Origin of the sequence: Bradyrhizobium altum (assembly GCF_020889705.1) — a bacterium.
Classification (GTDB): domain Bacteria; phylum Pseudomonadota; class Alphaproteobacteria; order Rhizobiales; family Xanthobacteraceae; genus Bradyrhizobium; species Bradyrhizobium altum.
Window position 1 is genome coordinate 1 of sequence record NZ_JACMYP010000175.1, and the last position, 19,650, is coordinate 19,650.

Annotated in this window: 22 protein-coding genes and 1 pseudogene; 14 read left to right on the forward strand and 9 right to left on the reverse strand. The window is 59.2% G+C overall.

The genetic code is table 11. The features are described from left to right. The 3 genes from H8B02_RS32310 to H8B02_RS32320 form a co-directional block, all read left to right on the forward strand. Window positions 1–195: TrbG/VirB9 family P-type conjugative transfer protein (locus H8B02_RS32310; RefSeq protein WP_229169930.1), on the forward strand; the 195-nt coding region annotated here is incomplete at its 5' end. Beyond that, complete coding sequence (locus H8B02_RS32315) at window positions 192–1,406, forward strand: TraB/TrbI/VirB10 family type IV secretion system protein (protein WP_229169931.1); 1,215 nt, start codon at window positions 192–194, stop codon at window positions 1,404–1,406. The genes H8B02_RS32310 and H8B02_RS32315, both read left to right, overlap by 4 nt. A 4-nt stretch (window positions 1,407–1,410) precedes the next feature. Further along, the gene (locus H8B02_RS32320; protein ID WP_229169932.1) at window positions 1,411–1,656 is read left to right on the forward strand and encodes a DUF2274 domain-containing protein; all 246 of its coding nucleotides are present in this window, start codon (window positions 1,411–1,413) and stop codon (window positions 1,654–1,656) included. Here H8B02_RS32320 and H8B02_RS32325 read toward each other — a convergent pair. From H8B02_RS32325 to H8B02_RS32340, 4 genes are all read right to left on the reverse strand, one after another. Beyond that, window positions 1,623–2,582, reverse strand: a complete 960-nt coding sequence (locus H8B02_RS32325; protein ID WP_229169933.1) for a LysR family transcriptional regulator — start codon at window positions 2,580–2,582, stop codon at window positions 1,623–1,625. The genes H8B02_RS32320 and H8B02_RS32325 overlap by 34 nt on opposite strands. An 84-nt stretch (window positions 2,583–2,666) precedes the next feature. Next, window positions 2,667–3,299: an acyl-homoserine-lactone synthase gene (locus tag H8B02_RS32330; protein ID WP_229169934.1), complete on the reverse strand. Its 633-nt coding sequence runs from the start codon at window positions 3,297–3,299 to the stop codon at window positions 2,667–2,669. A gap of 85 nt (window positions 3,300–3,384) precedes the next feature. Beyond that, complete coding sequence (locus tag H8B02_RS32335) at window positions 3,385–4,113, reverse strand: LuxR family transcriptional regulator (RefSeq protein WP_229169935.1); 729 nt, start codon at window positions 4,111–4,113, stop codon at window positions 3,385–3,387. Window positions 4,114–4,406: 293 nt separating this feature from the next. Further along, window positions 4,407–5,006 (reverse strand): TetR/AcrR family transcriptional regulator, encoded by a 600-nt coding sequence (locus H8B02_RS32340; protein WP_229169936.1) that lies wholly within the window; start codon window positions 5,004–5,006, stop codon window positions 4,407–4,409. A 330-nt stretch (window positions 5,007–5,336) separates the two neighbouring features. Here H8B02_RS32340 and H8B02_RS32345 point away from each other — a divergent pair, with 330 nt between their 5' ends. The 9 genes and pseudogenes from H8B02_RS32345 to H8B02_RS32380 all read left to right on the forward strand — a co-directional run bounded on the left by H8B02_RS32345 (window position 5,337) and on the right by H8B02_RS32380 (window position 12,843). Then, window positions 5,337–6,539 carry an LLM class flavin-dependent oxidoreductase gene (locus H8B02_RS32345; RefSeq protein WP_229169937.1) on the forward strand — a complete coding sequence of 401 codons (1,203 nt, stop codon included), beginning with the start codon at window positions 5,337–5,339 and terminating at the stop codon, window positions 6,537–6,539. Between the two features lie 28 nt (window positions 6,540–6,567). After that, window positions 6,568–7,362 (forward strand): enoyl-CoA hydratase/isomerase family protein, encoded by a 795-nt coding sequence (locus H8B02_RS32350; protein WP_229169938.1) that lies wholly within the window; start codon window positions 6,568–6,570, stop codon window positions 7,360–7,362. A gap of 162 nt (window positions 7,363–7,524) precedes the next feature. Further along, window positions 7,525–8,547, forward strand: coding sequence for an enoyl-CoA hydratase-related protein (locus H8B02_RS32355; protein ID WP_229169939.1), 1,023 nt, complete (start codon window positions 7,525–7,527; stop codon window positions 8,545–8,547). A gap of 14 nt (window positions 8,548–8,561) precedes the next feature. After that, window positions 8,562–9,353, forward strand: coding sequence for a creatininase family protein (locus tag H8B02_RS32360; protein ID WP_229169940.1), 792 nt, complete (start codon window positions 8,562–8,564; stop codon window positions 9,351–9,353). Next, window positions 9,350–9,838, forward strand: coding sequence for a flavin reductase family protein (locus H8B02_RS32365; RefSeq protein ID WP_229169941.1), 489 nt, complete (start codon window positions 9,350–9,352; stop codon window positions 9,836–9,838). The genes H8B02_RS32360 and H8B02_RS32365 overlap by 4 nt, the downstream gene beginning before the upstream one ends. 133 nt (window positions 9,839–9,971) lie before the next feature. Continuing rightward, window positions 9,972–11,198 (forward strand): ABC transporter substrate-binding protein, encoded by a 1,227-nt coding sequence (locus tag H8B02_RS32370; RefSeq protein WP_229169942.1) that lies wholly within the window; start codon window positions 9,972–9,974, stop codon window positions 11,196–11,198. Between the two features lie 490 nt (window positions 11,199–11,688). After that, window positions 11,689–11,988: pseudogene (locus tag H8B02_RS49115) on the forward strand (NADPH-dependent FMN reductase); the annotation flags it as partial. Window positions 11,989–12,016: 28 nt separating this feature from the next. Next, window positions 12,017–12,238 carry a hypothetical protein gene (locus tag H8B02_RS32375; protein WP_229169943.1) on the forward strand — a complete coding sequence of 74 codons (222 nt, stop codon included), beginning with the start codon at window positions 12,017–12,019 and terminating at the stop codon, window positions 12,236–12,238. 281 nt (window positions 12,239–12,519) lie between these two features. Then, window positions 12,520–12,843: a hypothetical protein gene (locus H8B02_RS32380; protein WP_229169944.1), complete on the forward strand. Its 324-nt coding sequence runs from the start codon at window positions 12,520–12,522 to the stop codon at window positions 12,841–12,843. Between the two features lie 266 nt (window positions 12,844–13,109). On the opposite strand, the gene H8B02_RS32385 is transcribed toward H8B02_RS32380, so the two are convergent. Continuing rightward, window positions 13,110–14,759, reverse strand: coding sequence for a recombinase family protein (locus H8B02_RS32385; RefSeq protein WP_312001415.1), 1,650 nt, complete (start codon window positions 14,757–14,759; stop codon window positions 13,110–13,112). A 1,525-nt stretch (window positions 14,760–16,284) separates the two neighbouring features. Continuing rightward, a complete protein-coding gene (locus H8B02_RS32390) occupies window positions 16,285–16,533 on the reverse strand; it encodes a hypothetical protein (RefSeq protein WP_229169945.1) in 249 nt (82 codons plus the stop codon). Window positions 16,534–16,763: 230 nt separating this feature from the next. Here H8B02_RS32390 and H8B02_RS32395 point away from each other — a divergent pair, with 230 nt between their 5' ends. Further along, window positions 16,764–16,958 (forward strand): hypothetical protein, encoded by a 195-nt coding sequence (locus tag H8B02_RS32395; protein ID WP_229169946.1) that lies wholly within the window; start codon window positions 16,764–16,766, stop codon window positions 16,956–16,958. 140 nt (window positions 16,959–17,098) lie between these two features. Here H8B02_RS32395 and H8B02_RS32400 read toward each other — a convergent pair whose 3' ends face one another. After that, a complete protein-coding gene (locus H8B02_RS32400) occupies window positions 17,099–17,269 on the reverse strand; it encodes a hypothetical protein (protein WP_229169947.1) in 171 nt (56 codons plus the stop codon). A 708-nt stretch (window positions 17,270–17,977) separates the two neighbouring features. After that, entirely contained in the window at window positions 17,978–18,163 is a 186-nt protein-coding gene (locus H8B02_RS32405) for a hypothetical protein (RefSeq protein ID WP_229169948.1), read from the reverse strand. 328 nt (window positions 18,164–18,491) lie between these two features. Here H8B02_RS32405 and H8B02_RS32410 point away from each other — a divergent pair, with 328 nt between their 5' ends. Continuing rightward, the gene (locus H8B02_RS32410; protein WP_229169949.1) at window positions 18,492–18,695 is read left to right on the forward strand and encodes a cold-shock protein; all 204 of its coding nucleotides are present in this window, start codon (window positions 18,492–18,494) and stop codon (window positions 18,693–18,695) included. Window positions 18,696–19,298: 603 nt separating this feature from the next. On the opposite strand, the gene H8B02_RS32415 is transcribed toward H8B02_RS32410, so the two are convergent. Next, a partial coding sequence (locus tag H8B02_RS32415) for a hypothetical protein (protein WP_229169950.1) occupies window positions 19,299–19,650 on the reverse strand: 352 nt, incomplete at its 5' end.

Sequence of the window (19,650 nt, forward strand, 5' to 3'; positions counted from 1 at the left end):
CAAGGCATCGTGCAGGGTGAGATGCCTCCACTTTTCGTCATCGGCCCGGACGGCAAGACCGAACTCGTCAACTACCGCGCCTACGGCAACGTGCTGATCGTGGATCGGCTCTTTGCGGCCGCCGAACTCCGGCTCGGCGGTGAGCACCAGCAGAAGGTCAGGATTGTCAGGACCGACGGGAGGCCGTCGTCATGAACACCCCGAACGGAAACGATCACGAGAAAGCAGTTTCGCCGGAGACACAGGGGGAGGAGACCAAAAGCTTCCGCTTGAGGGCAGAACATCCACGTGTGACACGATTGTCCCGGAAAGTCCTGGCCGGAGGAAGCGCCGTTGCATTGCTCGTCATAGGTGGAACCGTATTGTGGTCGCTGCAGAACAATCGTTCCCGAAACTCGACGGCCGACGAGCTTTACAGTACGGATCATCACAATGTTGCCGACGGCATTACGACACTGCCGAAGGATTATGCTGGCGTTCCGCGCCAGCTAATTCCGCAACTCGGTCCGCCGCTCCCAGGGGACCTTGGTCGACCGATCCTTGCCGCTCAAGGCCAGCCGCCGACGAGCGGCGCTGATCCGGACCAGCAGCGCCGGGATCAGGAGACTGAGGCAGCCCGCACCAGTCATCTGTTCGCTTCGACCAACGGACGAGAAGTGCGTCCGCCTGCTGCTGCGGCGGCTGTTGGCAGCGAGCGCGTCGTGTCGGCGAGCGCAACGAGCGCTGGCGACGATGGATCTGCGCAGAATGGTCAGGACCGGAAGCTTGCTTTCGTTAATGCTTCCGTGGATCGTCGCACAGTCAGCCCTGACCGCATCACCAAGCCTGCTTCTCCGTATATCGTGCAGGCCGGGACCGTGATTCCGGGAGCGCTGATCACCGGGATCCGATCGGACCTGCCAGGGCAAATTACGGCGCAGGTAACCGAGAATATCTTTGACACGCCGACCGGCCGCTATCTGCTTGTACCTCAGGGATCGCGTCTGATCGGGATCTACGATAGCCAGGTCACTTTCGGCCAGTCCCGCGTCTTGCTCGTCTGGACCCGGCTGATCATGCCGAATGGACGATCCATTGTTCTCGAGCGGCAGCCTGGCGCTGACACCGCAGGGTATGCGGGCCTTGAAGACCAAATCGACAATCACTGGGGCGAGCTATTCAAGGCCGCCGCGTTATCGACGTTCTTGGCTGTCGGGACGGAACTGGGCGCGGGCTCCGACACTAACAGCAACGACAGTGCGATTATCCAGGCGTTGCGGCACGGCGCCTCGGACTCACTGAACCAGACCGGACAGCAGGTGGTTCGGCGCAGTCTCAACATACAGCCCACTCTCACCGTGCGACCTGGCTTTCCGGTTCGCGTTCTCGTAAATCGTGACCTCATACTTGTGCCATACGGAGGATGATGGCATGCCCAAGCTTAAAATAGCAGCACCGCCCGACGACAAGCCGGTCAAGGTCGCCGCTGAACTTCCGGCATCAGTGCATCGGGATCTCGTCGCATATGCAGAGGCCTTGGCAAGCGAAAGTGGGCAGCGCATCGATCCGGTGAAGTTGATCGCACCGATGCTGGCGCGCTTTATGGCCACGGACCGAGGATTTGCAAAGGCGAGACGGGCTGGTCATTCCCCGAGAGCCGGCGGAGGTGAGGGATAGCGCTCTGCCAACAGATCGAGGAAACGGTTTAGAGCCGGATTTTCATCGTGGTCGCGCCAATGCGCAAAGAAGTCCACCCGGCTAGGTCCCGTTCCGTCGTGCAACTCCCGGTACACAAGCCCAGCGAAACTTGCGCCGATATCCGATTCCATCACCAGACTGAGCCCCATGCCCATACTCGTCAGATTTTTGATAATGCCGCGGCTCACGTCATGGCGCTCTACTGCGGGCCGGTCGTCAGGTGACACGAGCTTCGAAATCAGGAGATCCTCGAGCTCTCGTCCAGGATCAATCTTGCTTAGAAGTATCTTTTCGTTACGCAAATCTGCCCAATGGATGGTCTCGCGCGCCGCTAGGCAGTGATCCTGAGGCAACGAGATCAAGATGCGCTCGCTCCACAGCAGTAGTGATTTGACGTACATTGAAGCCAGACGTCCAGGGCTAACGACGACGTCGACAGTCCCGTTACGCAGCGCGGTCATCAGATGAAAGCGAGAGCGTTCCATCGTTGCCAATTCGATCTGCGGGAGCCGCTTCTTGAATTCACCTATCGTCGCTCGCAAATTGCCGGTAGACACGGACGTGTAGAAGCCAATAACAAGATGGCCAGTATCGCCGCGACCACCAGACCTCCCGGTTTCAACGAGTATGTCGACCTGTTCCAGGATCAGTCGCGCAATTCGCAAAACCGCTTGGCCAGCGATAGTGGGCTTGATGCCTCCGCTGGAGCGCTCGAATAATGAAGTTCCAACCAGATATTCAAGCTGACCGATGGATCGGCTCAGGACAGTGTGCTTGATCGAAAGGACATCAGCGGCTCGTCGAAAGCTCCCGTAGTCGCTGGCAACCACAGCGAATCGAAGCTGTTGCAGGTCAATCGCGCTCGCTGTGTTCCGCCGATCGTGTCGGATCCCGGTTTCTGTCATTTTCGAAGCTCGGTAACAAACCACAAGACAGGAAGTCCCCGATCCAGGCGAGCACCTCTATCTCGTTCATTGGCAGGGATCGTTCTAGGCGGCAGCAAAGATTACTGGCGTCCAGAGAGTCGGTGTCGAAAGACCTCCGGCCTTACGGAGATTCCGGAGAACTTCGCTCGAAATCGCAAGGTAACCCGCCAAGGCTACGGTGTTGCCGATTGTGGCCGGATTGCCAATTCGTCGCAGCGGCCAACCGACCCGTCGAAGGATTCGCTCCATTCGGAGATCTGTGACAGTAACGATATCAGTGAGTTGTCGTGAGAGCCCGAACTCGACCATTCCGGCAAACAGCTCGTATGCGGCGCGACTTATGCCGTGATTTCCTTTAGGGGCGTCGGCTGCAATGTCGATAGCGAACCTGCTGCTTTCCCATACGAGCGGAGTTGACGGCGCGGGTTGACCTTCAAGAAGCGCGGGAAAGGTGTCGCGAAGCATGGTCGGGCCAAGCGTGGGGAGCAGGCGAACGGAACCTTGCACCTGGCCATTTTCATCCACCTGGATTAGATAGTCAGGATGCAGCGCGTCGAATTCGTCGATCTCCATGTCGCCGCTGGCCTCAACTTCCCATGCCATGCGCAGTTTGAAGACGCGATGCCGCAACCGATGCATCTCAACGAGGGTGTCGGAAAGCTCTCCGTACGAAGGTGGTGTGATCAACTGGATCATAATCCCTCCAGAAGTGATGAATAGCCTTCTTTGAAGCGCGATTATCGCCTCAAATCATCACCTGTAGTTGTAGGGGGAGGGCACCCTAATTTTGCTTTTTTCTATTTGCAGCCGCCAAGTGCGTCACCGCCTGCGCGATTGTGCGAACGCCGAGTTTTTCCTTCGCATTCTCTAAGTAATACGCAACTGTGTTGCGCGATATACCGAGAATGCAGCCTATCTCCCAAGAGCTCTTTCCTCGAGCCGCCCACTCCAAACATTCTACTTCGCGGCACGACAGTCGAATTCCGTCGAAACCACGTTCGTTTCCGAGCTTGCGACGAACGTGAGCATGAAAATACATCGCCATGAGTTGAAGGACACGCGTGTACGAATCAATGCATTTATCGAATTGTGGCCGGCTCTCGTCAGTAGCGAAAGTCAATGCGGAGATTGGCCCATGCCCATCGTGAATCGGCACCGTGAAGCCGAACCGGATTCCGCATTGCGCGGCTTCATCGAATAGTCGCCGCTGCTCTTTTGAACTGGTTTGTGATCGAAAATCGATTCCCCATCGAAAGGGCTTCGGGCTCTTAAGGGCTTCTCGAATGACGGGATCAATGACTTGGTATTTCTTGTCTAGATAATGGGTCGTCCATCGCGTTGGATATGTTGAGATGAGTCGGGGCTTCCTGTCTTCTTCGCTCTGGAGAGCGAGATAAGCGAAACACGATAGGTCCAAAGCCGATGCTGTTTCCGCCAGCGCGTTGGAGAAGCCTTCGGCATCTTCGGCGCTGACTATTGCATCAATGAATTGTTGGAAGACCCGATGCATATGCTTTCCCTTAGACCGGTATGCGCAGAAGCCTTGTAGGCGACTCACCGCTGCGTCGTCGCGCTGCTGCGCTTGGGGACGCCTGACCCGCCGGACCTAAGGGTAAGCCTGCTAACATCAAGCACCACAGGCCTCCGTAGCTAGGGCCGAAGGAAATTAGGCAAAACCCGGCCCGCGCGGGACGCGCCAATCACAGTGCGATCTCTCATGTGCAGCCATGGCTAATGCGTGGGATTCTGCGGCCGCGAGGACCGTCTGAGCGATAGGGTTTGCGCCGGCAGGACAGGTGTAGATCAGAGGTCGCCGCGGCCGAGCAGCGCGTGCAGCGCGGCCTGCCGCATAGTGGAGAAGATCGACTCCTCGTCGAGGCCCTTCCTAAGCGTTGCAGCCGTGTTGAGCATGGAGAACACGGCCTGGGTCAGCAGTCGTGCCTCGGGTTCGGACAGGTCGGGCCGCAGAGGGATTATCACGGAAATCCACTCTTCGGCGTACAACGCCATCTCGCGCCGGATCCGTCTGTGGTCGCGTTCAGGAAGAGCGTGCTCGTTCTTGGTGAAGATCAGCGTGCTTGGTGGTCCTTTAAGGATCAACCGGATGTGCGACTCGACCATCGCTATCAGGGCAGCCTTTGGGTCCTTCGTCGTCTCCGCGATCCGTTTCGCAACCTCGTGCACGATCTGCGTCGGTTCCTCCAGAACCGCAATCAGGACTGCCTGCTTGTTCTGGAAGTGGCGATACAATCCAGGACCAGTGATGCCGGCGCGCGCAGCGATCATTTCAACTGTGACCGCGTCGTATGAGTGCTGCAGGAAGAGCTCAGCAGCGACCGCGATCAACTGCTCGCGCCGCCCGCTGCTGTATGCCCGCTTGATCGGTAATGGCTGAATATTCATTGAGGCGCACCGTACCACGTGGCGGCCGCGAAGCACCGTGTCATCCCGCGCGCCAGCATCGTCTGTCCCGGGCTCAATGAACGGAACATGTGAACGTCTCATTTCATCCTCATGTAAATATAGATTCACTTTTCTGGACCGCCGCCAGATCGCTAGGCGAGGGGGCTGAATATTTTCCATCGCGCGCTTATCAGACATTGTACCAGCAATAAAGCTAATATCGCAAAGAACGGTTCTAGATGGTCGGCGCCGAAAGGTTGTTGACAGGACGCGATTGCCGGCCATAAAGTTAGTGTAGATTAACATTGAGGTGCGAAGGAGGCACAACGCATGCGGTTCATCTTCTTCAGCGAGGGGGAGACCCAGCCGGGACACACCCACGCGCACCGCTATCGCGAGCTCATCGACGAAGTGATTCTGGCGGAGAAAGTCGGATTCGACGCGTTCGGGTGCTCCGAACAGCATTTCGCGATCGGCACGGCGTCGACCTCGGCTCCCGAGGTGATCTACCCGTACATGATGGCGCTAACCAGCAGGATCCAGTTCATCCACCTGATCACGCCGCTTCCCAAGAAGATCAATCACGCGCTGCGCGTCGCGGAGCGGCTGGCGACCGAGGATATCCTGTCGAACGGTCGCGTCGGGCTCGCCGTCGGCCGCGGCAACACCACCCTCGCGCTGCGCGCCTTCGAGGTCGACCCCGAGGAGACCAAGGCGCAGCAAATGGAGGGCATCGAGGTCATCCGCCGAGCCCTATCGAACGACATCTTCTCTTTCGTCGGCGAGCACTACAAGATTCCGCCGCGCAGCCTGACGCCCAAGCACGTGACACTGCCCTATCCGCCAATCATGATGGCGACCTCGAGCCCTCAATCGATCACCGCCGCGGCGCACATGGGCATCGGCGCCATGATGGGCGGCGGCTATAGCGGGTTCGCCTCTGTGCAAAGGTCGGCCGAACTCTACGACAAGGAGCTGGCGATCGCCGAGCACGTATACCCCGTGCAGGCGCAGAAGGTGGCGGTGATATCCGGCGGAATGCATTGCGCCGATACAAACGAGGAGGCGGAACGCTGGGCGGCCACGCTGGCTCATAGCGTCGCCTTGTCCATCGACGCCTATGAGCGGCTCTCGAAGCTGTCCGCCGACTATGGATCGCTCGGCAAGATCAAGAACATCGACTTCAAGAACGAGCGCTATTTGTTCGACGAGTCCGGGAGCTTCATCGTCGGCGACGTCGAGACCTGCGCCAAGCAGGTCCAGCGGTTCGTCGACATGGGCATCGACGCGCTCGCTCTCCGGATCGACGGCATGCCGCACAAGGAGCTGATGAAGTCGATCGAGCTGTTCGGCAAGTACGTCATCCCGAGGTTCAAGAACCCCCGGTCGGTCGTGCGCACGTCCGACGCGGTCCTTGCAGACATCCGCGCCGCCCGCCCTGCCCATTATGCCGAGCGCGAGGCCTTCGAGAACGCCAAGGCGGCCGCCGGGACGGTCGCCAGCGCAATCCGTCATCCTGCGGCCTCTGCCTGACGCCTGTTTGAAGAACTGGAGACATAAGATGAAAGACAAGAAATACGAAGGCTTGCTCGTAGAGATACGTCCGAGCGGTGTGGCCGTCATAACCATGAACCGGCCTGAAATCCTCAACGCCATCAATTGGCCTATGCATACCGCGTTGGAGGAGGTGTTCGTAGACCTCGACAACGCCCCAGCGGTGAAGGCCATTGTACTCACTGGCGCTGGTCGGGGCTTCTGCTCAGGGGGTGATCAGAACGCGCTTGATACCGGCGGGCATCCGATATCGCCCACGCGCTCGGGTCGACATCTGATCAGGAACCTCCTCGAAGTCGAATCCCCCGTCATCGCTGCCGTGAACGGCGTGGCGGTCGGGTTGGGTGCCACGCTCGCCCTGTTTTGCGACGTCATCTTTGCCCAGCCGAGCGCCCGTTTCGCCGATACGCATGTTACGGCCGGTGTCGTCGCCGGAGATGGGGGCGCTGTCATTTGGCCGCTTCTCCTGGGTCCGGCACGGGCCAAACACTTCTTAATGACCGGTGACTTCATTTCGGCGGAAGACGCGGCGGCTGCAGGGATGATCAACAAGGTCGTGCCGGAAGGTACTGTTCTTGATCATGCGATCGGCTACGCCGAACTGCTCGCGAGTGGTCCCCGCAACGCGATCGTCTGGACAAAATATAGCGTCAACAAGCTGATCAAGGACCAGGTACATCTCAATCTGGATACCGCGATGGCGCTCGAGGCGCTGACCTTCAAGAGTCCCGATCGCAAAGAAGCCGTCGCGGCCTTTCGAGAGCAACGCAAGCGCTTCGCGGAAGCCAAGAAGCCGGGGTGAGCCCGGCGCGACGAAGCGGTGCCAGACTTCGATGCATGATGACGGCCCGCTACATCGAGACTTGACAGGCGTTCCGCGAGAAGCAGTCGCCGCGCCCTCCCTCGACTCACAGCGAGGGCGGCTTCGCCACCCACCGCAGCAATCAGACACGAGAGACATCCGATGACGGCTCTATCCGCGCGGCACGAAAGCGATGCGGCCGCCGGGCTGCGGACGGCCGACCACGACGGCGTCGTGGTCGCGACGCTCGACAGGCCTCCGGCGAACGCCCTGAACCGTGCGCTGTTGCTCGCTATGACGGCGCTGTTCCAAGATCGTGGCCAGAGCGACCCGACGCCGATCGTGATCACCGGTGCCGGGGGGCGGTTCTTCTGCGCCGGCGGTGATATCAAGGAAGCTGACGGAGCCGGCGCCGACCCGGTCGAAGCCCGAATGCGGGGTTTCCATAACCTTCTTGTCGCGATGGAGCGATACCCGGCTCCGGTCATTGCCGCCGTAAATGGCGATTGTGTCGGCGGCGGCGTGGAGTACGCGCTGTTCGCGGATGTGGTGCTCGCAGCGCCTCACGCCCGGTTCGGATTCCCCGAGATCAGACACGGCCTTCTGCCCGCGGATAAGGGAATCCAGCGCCTCATCCGCCTGATCGGAACACGGCCCGCACGTGACCTGCTGAACGACGCGGCGGCGACCGCGGACGTGATGGACGGGGAGTGGTACCGCACCGGCGACCTCGTTGAAATCGACGCCTCCGGCGAGGTCAAGCTGATCGGACGAGCCAAGGACATCATCGTCACCAGCGGCGGCAAGACCATCAATCCGCAGCCTACTGAGGTACGCCTCAAGGCCAGCTCTCTCATCGAGGAGGCCGTGGTCGTCGGCGACGGCCGCAAATACCTCACCGTCCTCATCTGGCCGACTGAGAACGGCAGCAAGCTCGACAGGGACACGCTGCACGAGGGCTTGCGAAAGCAGATTGAGGATCTCAACTCCGAGCTTGCGCGTCCCCTTCAGCTCAAGGACTTCCGTATCGCGCCACGTGCGCTCTCGCCAGGAGCGGGAGAGCTCACTGCCAAGGGCACGATCCGCCGGGCTGCGGTGCTCACCTCGTTCAGCGCGCTCGTGGACGAGATGTACGACTCAGCGGAGCACAACGAGTTCGCCGACCAAGCGCGGCTTCAGGGTTGAAGGAGCGAGAAGCGATGCGTTCCGAGCAACCGCGTGAGCTGCGGATCGAACACCTGACCAGTCCTGAGATCGCCGAGGCGATCGCGGCCGGCGCCCGCACAGCGATCCTTCCGCTCGGCGCGATCGAGCAGCACGGACCTCACCTTCCGCTGTCAATGGACAGCGATCATGCCGACGCACTCGCACTCCGCATCGCCAGCAAGCTTGCTGCTGCACTGGTCCTGCCGACGGTCAGGGTCGGGTACTCGCCCCACCATCTCGGCTTCTGCGGCTCGCTTTCGGTGCGTCCCTCTACGCTGGAAGCGATCTGTCTGGACTATTGCAGCAGCCTGGCTGCGCACGGGTTCGATCGCGTGGTTCTCTTCTCCGGGCACATCGGCAATTACCCGATCATGCGCGACTTCGAACCACGGCTCGCCGCAGCGCTCGCTCCGGCGCTTCAAGTCATCGTCTATGGAGACAGTGCCGCGATCCTTGACGCGTGGCGGAAGTCCGCGGAGTCGGTCGCCGGTCTGGGAAGCCACGTTGGTGGCCACGCGGACGTGGCGGAGACCTCGGTGATGCTCGTCCTGCACCCCGAGAGGGTTCGGGCCGACCGGGTGGCGGCGGGGTACCGGGGAACGGTCGACGAGGAGTTCCTGCGCCGGGCATTCGTCGAGGGCATCGACGCGGTCTCACCCAACGGTGTCCTCGGCGACCCCACCGGGAGTTCGACAGTGATCGGCCACGCCGCGTTGGACGCCGTGACCGATCTCGTCGTCGAGTACGCCACCGCACACGGAGCGCGAGCCGCATGCCATCCATGAGCGAGCAGATGGACAGCAGGATGCTGCGCGAGGCCTTCGGCGCGTTCCCGACGGGCGTCGTGGCCGTGGCTGCGCAGGTCGACGGGAGGCTGGTGGGTCTCGTGGCCTCCTCGTTTACCTCGGTCTCTCTCGAACCCCCACTCGTGTCGTTCTCCGTCGCGAAAGGCTCGAGCACGTGGCCCGAGCTGCGCCGAGCCAAGCACCTCGGAGTCACCGTGCTCGCTGAGGACCACGGCGCATTGTGCCGCCAGCTCGCGGGTCCGGCCCAGGAGCGGTTCAACGGCGTTGCCTTCGAGATCGCCGACGGCGGTGCGGTGATGCTCGCCGAGGGGATCGCCCAGTATGACTGCACTGTCCGCGAGGAGCTGGAGGCGGGCGATCACGTCATCGTGCTGCTGAAACTTCATGCCGTCGTCGTTCATAGCCGCAGGCAGCCTCTCATCTTTCACCGCAGCGAGTTCGCAAGGATCGCCTCGCTTGCATAGCAAGAGTACATGGAACGGACCCTCGTCTCGCGCTCACCCCTGACGCCGTCGGCTCAGCTTGAGGGAAGCGCCCGCCGCACTGTGAAGTGCTTGACACCCCGTTTAGACAAACAAGCTGCGAAGGAAATCGCGAATGAGGAATCGAATTTTACATCTGGCCGCGGCAATGGCGTGGACCCTGGCGCTGTCGATCTCTGCGACCAATGCTCAGAAGAAATACGACCCAGGCGCCAGCGACACCGAGATCAAGATCGGCCAGACCATGCCGTTTTCGGGACCGGCGTCGGCCTATGCCTCGATCGGAAAGACCGAGGCCGCCTACTTCAGGATGATCAACGACCAGGGCGGCATCAACGGCCGCAAGATCAACCTGATCCAGTATGACGACGCTTATTCGTCGCCGAAGGCGGTGGAGCAGGTGCGCAAGCTCATCGAGAGCGACGAGGTGCTGCTGACCTTCCAGATCGTCGGTACACCTTCGAATGCAGCCGTGCAGAAGTATCTCAATTCCAGGAAAGTGCCGCAACTGTTCGCAGCCGCCAGCGCCTTGAGGTTTTCCGATCCGAAGACCTTTCCATGGACCATGGGCTATGATCCAAACAACTTCGTCGAGGGGCGCATCTACGGTCAATACATTCTGAAGGAGCATCCGAACGCCAAGGTCGGCGTGCTTTACCAGAATGACGATTTTGGCAAGGACTATCTGAACGGCATCAGGGCGGGGCTCGGCGACAAGGCCGCCACGATGATGGTCGCGGAGACGTCCTACGAAGTGTCCGATCCGACCGTCGATTCCCATGTTCTCAGGATCAAGGATGCGGGCGCCGACCTGTTTTTCATCGCCGCCACGCCGAAGCAGGCGGCGCAGGCGATCAGGAAGATCGCCGAGATGGGCTGGCATCCGGTGCGGATCGTCGACATGAAAGCCACCTCCGTCGGAAGCGTCCTGAAGCCATCCGGGCTTGAAAACGCCAAGGGTCTCATCAGCACCAACTATGGCAAGGAGCCGCTCGATCCGCAATGGAAGGACGATCCGGGCGTAAAGCGCTACCTTGCCTTCATGGAGAAGTATTATCCAGATGGAGACAGGAGCTCGAACTTCAATACCTATGGCTATGGTGCGGCACAGCTTCTCGTCCACGTGCTGCAGCAGTGCGGCGAAGATCTGACGCGCGAGAACGTCATGAAGCAGGCCGCATCGCTCAAGGATGTCACAGGCGACCTCGCGCTGCCTGGCATCAAGATCAACACCTCGCCGACCGACTATCGTCTCCACAAACGGTTGCAGATGATGCGGTTCGACGGCGAGCGCTGGGATTTGTTCGGCCCGATCCTTGAGGATGCGGGTCCGGCGGGTTAGTTGGCTGAACTCTGTTCCGATCGACGGCCTGTCGGCCGCAGACGTTGTCTTCCGCTCCTCGCTCTGGCCCGGCGGACTATCGCCGGGCCCTTTTTCTTAAGCGGATGTGTGCGTGCGATAGCTATCGTACCGTCAAGCCTCTCTTGTCTTTCACCAGCGGATGACCTTCTTCAGCATCTCCGCAAGCGTTCGGAACTCTTGCTGACTTTGCGGGGAAAATGTCTCACTGGAAATCTCTCCAACGGTCTCGATCCCGGCTATTCGCCGACCTTTCTCGGTCAGGTCTATTTCCCGTCATCGCGGATCCAGTGGATCTTTTGTAACTCGTGATCAGGCCGCGGGCTTTTACACGCGTGATGACACCGGTAATCGTGGCGGAATCATAGTAGATCAAGCGCCCAAGGTAATTCTGCGAGAGCGCGCATTCGGCCCGCTAAACCGGGCTTAGAAGCAAAGGAGATGTATCTTGCAATCACCCGTTCTCGTCATCTTGGGAAGCGTCAGGCCTCATCGCATTGCGCCGCAGGTTGCGGCTTGGATCGCCACGGTCGGACGGGGCGCGACGGCCTTATCATTCGAAGTGGTCGACCTGTTGGACTGGCCGCTGCCGATGGATGACGAATCAGCAATGCCGAACACGGGTCAGTATGAGCACGAGCGTACACGTGCGTGGAGCCACAAGGTCGCCGCCGCGCCAGCCTTTGTGTTCGTGACGCCCCAATATAATGGCGGCTATCCAGCGCCGCTCAAGAATGCGATCGACCACCTTTATAAGGAGTGGGCTGGAAAGCCGACGATGATCGTCTGCTACGGCGGCCATGGCGGTGGCAAATGCGCCGAACAACTCGTGCTGCCAATACGTCAAAATGAAGCCGGTCGCCGTTCGGCCGGCGCTCATGGTGCCGCACGAACTCATCGTAGCCGATGCGGGCCAGATCGATCCGGCCGCCACATTCGCCGGCCAACTCGCCGAGGTCGAACAAGCGTTCGCGCAATTGAAAGACGCCTTGGCGGACGATCTGGTCGCTACTAAGGCATAGGGAACGCGTGAAGATCGCCCGGTCCATGAGCTGGACGCACACAGAAGCCGCTAGGGCCAAGAGATGGATGTTGATCGTCGCCTCTGCGAAGCATGCACCCAAATAGCCGGTGACTGGCAGCTCCGCAGATCAACTTGGATAGGATTCGACGCAGCGCCACCTAACTGGCTTTAAAGGCGTATCAAATGGTTTCGACCCCGCAGTAGCTCGATTATCCGATCGATGAATTCTCGAGAGAAGAGTTGCTCACGAATGCCCTTTAGTTCCCAACAGAAGCGTCATTGCACAGCGCGCTTTCCGACGCCCTGCGATCCTTCATCAAAGATCAGCATAATGAACTCCTCTGCACCGCTAACCGGCACAGCGAGCCAAGCGTAGCGCTAATGGGCACGCCGCGTTTACTCGGCAATGGCACGGTCGATTTCGAGATCCGCGAATCCGTGTCCACCAGCTTCGACAACATCCGCGAAAATGCTGCGATCGTCTTCATGGCCTATTTCCCTGGGCCAAGGGCGCGCGATTATTATGGAGCCCGGCTCTACGCCAAGGTCCGCGAGATCTGGACTAGCACCGGAAAAGTACGACCGCAATATACGAAGAAGTAGCATTTGCGGGCACTCTCCTCGGGATTGTCAAGCTCGGCACGAGCACGCAGCTTCAGGCCGGTGCGGCCCTAGCCCTTCGGGGCGAACGACTGATAGGCGCAAGTGGTGCTTGGGCTCGGATCGGTGAAGCGGAGAGGGGCGCAGTTGCCCAAGCAACAACGACCTTGTGTGGTGCCGCTTGCGGAGAGATGCTGGGTAAATCCCCCAGTCCATCCTAATAGAATCTTCTGCCAAGGTTAGTCTTGGGGCCCCTATTTTGCGCTCGATCAGTGGCGTGCGCCACCCGACTTTTTTGCGGAGCGATTTGTTGTTTGTGCCGTTATCTGACTGAGCTCGCGGGAGGGGGATAGGAAGGTCGTGTTTTCATTTTGCCTCGCCAGAGGGAGAGCGCTAATCCTGCTGCATTCTTCTCGCGACGCACGCAGCCTGCCATAAAGAGCTGCCATAACGGCCTCAAGGCTGTCGAGCCTCATCCGACTGAAGAGACGATCCGACACGCGCAGCTTCTTTCTGTCCTTCGTCAACGGAAGCGCAGCGGTTGGGAGAAGGAAATAGTCGCGAATGCGGCTATTGCCACTGTCCATCCGAATCAAAAGCGTAAGTTCGGCCTTTTGGTACTTGAGCTTCCGTACCTCCCATCGGCGAGACCTGGTGTCACCGTCCGAAACGGCGCGCGCCACCGCTACCGATACAGTCAATCCTCCGGAAATCGTTACAAGGTACAGTTCGTGCAAAAACGAGGCGTTCACGCCGCGCCCCCTAAGATTGATGATGATATCATCGACCACCGAGCAGATCGTGCGATCAATTTCGACGGCGATCTCCATAAAGCGGTACCGATTGCCGGGCCTGTAGCCAACAAGTTCATAGGCTCTCATGAGCGACCCAAATCTGTTTGTGTATACAGCGGGGTGACGCACGCCCTTTGCCGCCTGGATGATGTGCACTGACAATCGGCCCTTTCGTCGCAGGAGAGCCGCTAAACTATCAAGCAGCTGCTGATCAGTTTCCTTCTTGTTGTTTGCGACTTCAGCGAGCCGCTTTCGTGTCCGAGCGAAAAGACGCGGATCGACGATACCGTCGAAAGCGTTGTCGTGGCGTATCCACATTTCAGGCGGGTTGTCGACACGTCGCCCGGCAAGCTTCATTGAGCTGCGATTGAAAACGATATGACCCAAATAGATCTCATTCGCGAGGAGGTTGCTGACGGTCAGCGCGGTCCATCGCTTTTCACCGGGACTTAATAAGCCTTCAGCGTTTAGTTCCTCCGCAATTTGCGTCCTATTTTTCCTGTGTGTCACGAACGACGAGAAGATGCGACGGACGATCTTGACTTCCGAGCTAGGCCCTCGGACGAGAACGACCCGTTCAGATTTCAAGTTCTTCTGCTGGCCGCGCTCCAGCACTCCCTTACGCTTGCCGTTTGCGTCGACGAGCATCCGACGCAGCCCGTAGGGTGCCGCTCCGCCCCGCCAGTATCCTCGGTCGACGATATTCGACTGACCCATAAATGTATTTCGCGACAGGTCCCGGCTGAAGCCAGCAGCTCCCGCGCGCTTCAAGTTCTTGAGTATCACTGATGACAGGCTGCCATCGTTCTCAAATTCTTCAGAGCAATAGTGAACCGATATTCCCGCCCGTCTGCAGATGAACTCGTAGAAGGCGCTTTCGTCAGTGTCTTGAAAACGCCCCCAACGGCTAATGTCGAAGACGAGGACACAATCAAAATCCGACCGTCCGCTGTCGACGTCATCAATGAGCTGCTGCAAACCTTTACGGCGGGCAATGGTAAGACCGCTGCGCCCAGGATCAGAATAGGTGCGGACGATTTCCATACCTCGGCGTGCTGCGTAGACAGCGATGGCGGCTACTTGAATTTCAATCGAGTATTTTTGAGGATCGGACGACATCCGCACGTATTGTGCTGCTCGAAGCGTCGGGGACGATTGCTGATGTGCTTGGACGGCGGTGGTACCTACAGGCCTTCGCCCGCGCGGGTTGCACGTTCTTTGACCTTCGGAGAAGTTGGTCGTGGCCTAGGCACCGTCGAAGACCTGCGATATCGATGCAACCGTGCAGCCGCCGCAGGTCGGTAATGCCGAAAATGCCCACATGGTTCCATGGAAAAGCCGGGACGAGCCGGCTTATCCCTGCGGCCTCATCCCGAGCCGTTGGCCGCAAATGCTGCCATGCATGCCCACGACTCGGGCACGTGCGGGCCGCCGACCGCTGATGGCCACCTGCGATTACGTTAGCGGTCGCCCTTATTAAGCATGTCCCGAAACCCGCACGGGAGCCGTGGTACATCATCATCGGACTTGTTGCACTTCGGGCAGGGCGTGTCGGCACCGCCGCATCGACAAGCGTGATTGCCGGTCCCAGCCGGTATCGCAAAGGATGCATGCCGGCAGACGGGCGCTCCATCAGGATTGATCCTTACACCTACAAGCCCGCGTGGCTTGAGCGCATCAGTCATGGACAAGAAGCAACCTTAATGACGGAAATCCTTTGACTGATCACGGGCCAGACGTTTCCGTGGAGCCCATGTTTAACGTCATATTTGCCCTTTTGATTATAGTGAGCGTTGGCGTTCTCGTTGCCCACGCCATCGATGCGCTTCGGTCCTAAAGACCTCGCGCCTTCGCTTCCATCACTCGGTACATCGTCTCATGTCGGCGATTCTTGACCTTGAGCCAATGCGTGCACCGGCCGCCGCGGTAGGGCCGATCCGATCGCTTCGACACCAGCCCTTCAAAGCCGAACTCACAGGCCTTTCGAAATAGATCCGGTGCATACGATCCGAAACGCCCAATATCGGCGTCCGATAGGCTGGACGCCATACGTCTTCTCATAATCGCGGGTGTCGATCAGGATGCTCATCAGCGGCAAACTCAGGGAATACAAAGCGGCCCCAGCAACCCTTGGAGGCCCCAGGGGGCAATTGCTGAGGCCGCTTAGCCAGCCCACGTCAATCGGGATTGGTCAATCTGATCGCATACGAATCTGGAGATGAGGACAAGCGACAATGCGGGTCTCTTGTCGCGACGCTGCGAAACCGTGGCTATATTACCACGAGATTCACATAGGTTGTCTTTCCAACCAGAGGCCGCAGCGCGGTGAGGAACGCGCCTGTCCAAGAATGATTAAAGCGAGATGCGCTATGGAAAGTGGACAGACGAAGAAATCGAACGACTGAAAGCTATGATCGCTGCGCGAGCGAGTGCTAATCGCATCGCCGTCGCTCTGAGGCGCCCGATAAACTCCGTTTATGAGCGGGCCCACAGGCTTGGGTTGCCCCTTCCAACCAGCACAGAGGAGCGCAGACGGGCGAGAAACTTGCTCAACTCCAGCACAAGCTCGGAATGAACGGAGGGGCGCAAACGAGGCGCCAACCAACGCGCGACCGCTTGACCGACCTCTTGCGTAATCCGGTCTGGGGAATCAGCCCAAGACGCCCTTGGCGAAGTTGATTACTTCGGGTGTCGACCCAGCCACCTTGCCGCCTGCGGTGCACTTGAGATGCGCCGAGATGTCCGACCAATCCCAATCGGGCAAGTCGGCGAGCTTCAGGCGGCGGTTGTGCTGCTGACGGCCAACGCAGAAGACCAGCACCTTCTCGAAGCCGGCGTTTCGATCGACGGGACCGGTCCAGTATCTGAGGAAGTGATCGGGCTTGGAGCGCCAGGGCATTCGCAGATGATCGCGCCGATAGCGCGCGGAGAGAAGCCGCTAGGAATCAAGGGCGCCAACTTGAGGGGCTCCGCCGGCTCACGCTGCGTGTCACAAAACCTTGGCGGACGAGTGCCAATCTCCCGTGCTGGGGATTTCAGGGCCCAGACTGGAATGCGTGGCGAGCGCCGCCGAGCGAACATACTCCGCTCGCGCGGCGTTCAGCATCAATCTCCAATTGGAGGGAACGCATGTTCGACGCCGAAACGACTGCGCTGCTAAGAGCGGTGCTAGAGGAAGTTTGCGAGAATATTTCCGTCTTTGAAACCAGCGCTAGGACGCACGTTGCTTCCAAGATCCTCGAAGCGGCGGCAAACGGTCGACTCTCAATAGATGACCTGAAGGCAGCGGGTCACGACGCCCTGAACGCGCCGTCCCGATGCTGACAGCACGGTGCATGAGAATCTGCATTGGCGTCGAAATAAGCCGTGCCCCTGTCTATGACAAATCGCGCCCGTGTGCCCAATGACGACGCGGTTGGCGAGGTGCAGCGAATTTCCTGCGGCTTTCAGGCCGAGGGGCTTCCTCAGTGCTTGGTCGGCCGCTCCTGGGCGGCATCGTCATTCGGCAACCTGATCGGGATGTGCGGCGCTCGGCTCGCCATCTTTGGACTTCCATCCGGATGCCGAGCCAGCTCCGCGTCGGCCGTGTGGGTAATGCGCGTTTCCAGAACCAGTACGAATTTTTCGGCAAGCATGGGGGCGTTCCTCCATGGTGACTGCCTGTCATGATTACTTCATATTCTGGTCACGCTGTGTGAAGTAGGTCACACCGTTCCAAGCAATCCCGCTCCCTTGATAGTGGGCTTGATTCAGATTTGGATTGGACGCCAGGCGCGCGCCTTCATCAGCGCTGCGCAGAATATCCGGTAGCGGTGGCAGTTGGAGACGGGACTCAGGATTCGGAGCTATGACGGAATTGTCTTGAACCTTCTCCCGTCGCCTGTGACTGACCACACGCCCAATTAATAGCAAGTATATTCGTGCTGGCTGGCTGTTGCGACGCAGTAGCCATAACTGGCGCGGTACGGGTAACCGTAGCCATAGGGGTAGCCGTAGCCATAACCGTAGTCGTAACCATATCCGTACGGGGAGCTGTATCCGTAGGGGTAACCGTAGGCACCATTGCACCCGCCAAACCGAGCCCTATCCCAAGTCCAATGGCAGCAGCTCTAAATCCGCCTCTGTGCCGACCACCGCCGCGCCAGCCGCCGCCAAATCCGCCGTGGAAACCGCCGCCATGAAAGCCGCCGCCGAAGCCTCCGCGCGCAGAAGCAATAGTCGGTGCAAATGCCAAGGCGATAACCGCGATCACGGTGATTATGATTTTCCTAAGCATCTGACTCTCCCAGCTTTTAGAAAGTCGCCCGATTTGGAAAACACCTCACGTCCGTTTTAGTTGCTGCTTAGCCGGAGACGCCCTTGGCGAAGTCGACCACCTCGCCCCAGTCGAGCCGGGTGTCGACCCAACCGACCTTGCCGCAGAAGGTGCACTTCAGGTGAGCCGAGATCTCTGACCAGTCCCAGTCCGGCAGATCGGCAAGCTTCAGCCGGCCATTGTGCTGCTGACATTCGACGCAGAACACCAGCACCGTCTTGAATTGCCCAGAATAAGGCTAAGCCATTGGTTTGACAGACGGACTTCTTTGCTCCCGCCTCCAGCTTAGTGGGGATTCAGAATGGCGGCCTCGGCGGTGACGCACCGGCTTCTTGCTGCGACCGCCATTGCGCAGCAAGGCGCGAGCAGGTGTCACGAAATGCTGCGCAGTAAGTCACTGTGAATCAAGCCTGATGCCTCGCCGGCTCACCCGGTAAGGGCGAGCCAGGTTATTGCGCGGTTCACGCCAGCGGGTTTTTCCTTGCGGCGTGATGCGCTGTCCTTCTAGGTTGCCGTCATTGCTTCAAAGGGGAGATTGCGACGTGGCGACAGGCACTGTGAAATGGTTCAATCCATCGAATGGATTTGGGTTCATCCAACCTGACAGCGGCGGCAAGGACGTATTCGTGCACATCTCGGCAGTGGAAAAAGCCGGTCTGAGCACCCTCAATGAAGGTGCAAAAGTAAGCTATGAAGAGAGGGAAAACCGCGGCAAGACATCCGCCGAAAATCTGAGGGTAGGCTAGCGAGCTTCGGAGTCGATTGCCCGCCGGTTTCAAGTCCGGCGGGTCTTCCTATTTGTGGAGGTCCTTAAAGTCACCAGCGGCGATACGCGCGATGGTAACCGTAACCTCGATGCACGCTATAACCATATCGACGGACACCATACCCGCGATAGCCGTAACCATAACGGCGATAGACGGGGGCCGTGCGGACACAGCCCCTAGCGCCGCAGACCACGGCAACGTTCTCGACGTTTGAAGCGGAAGAAAGTGGGGCGAGCGGCATTGCCGGTGCACTGCCTGCCGCAGCGAGGCTGCCGAGGGCAGCAAGTCCAACCAGTGCAAATCTAAGCTTCATTGTTTCCTCCTACGGCAATCTGAACGTCGCACACAGTAGGAAGTTCAATGTGAACACGGGATGAGCGGAGTAGATGTCAGCGCTATCTCGCGCTTGCCCGAGAAGTCCCAAGAAAAGACGCCGCCGGTCTCACAAATACACGCCCGGCGGCGTTTTCTTCCTGAACTGGGACACTGAAATCCCCAGCACAGCCTAAACTGCAGGGCCGATGCCAAAGGCCGATGGCCAATCCCGCAGGTTCACGCTCCGGCGGATTTTCCTTGCGGGAGCTAAGAAATGGGCGACTTCGGCGTCTGCCGCGCTGCTTCGCCAACCACCGATTGACCACCGAAACTCCGTGAACAAACGCCGTTAAAGGTGGTCAATGACGGGCAAACTTCTGTCCAGGCGCATAGCCTGAGGCGCCGGGGCTGCCCTTCTTGAAGCCCCTGTCCTGCATCTTTTGCCCCGGAGATTTGTTCGAGACGCCTTGCGCGAAAACGGCGGTGCTCGAAGCCATAAGGCATGCTGCAGAAAGTGCGATGATTGTGCGCTTCATTTTGCCCGCCAACCACCACTCGATCCCACAGACGTTCCATGATGCCGTTCAACAGGTCCGCGTCGACGCACCGCAGTACGCAT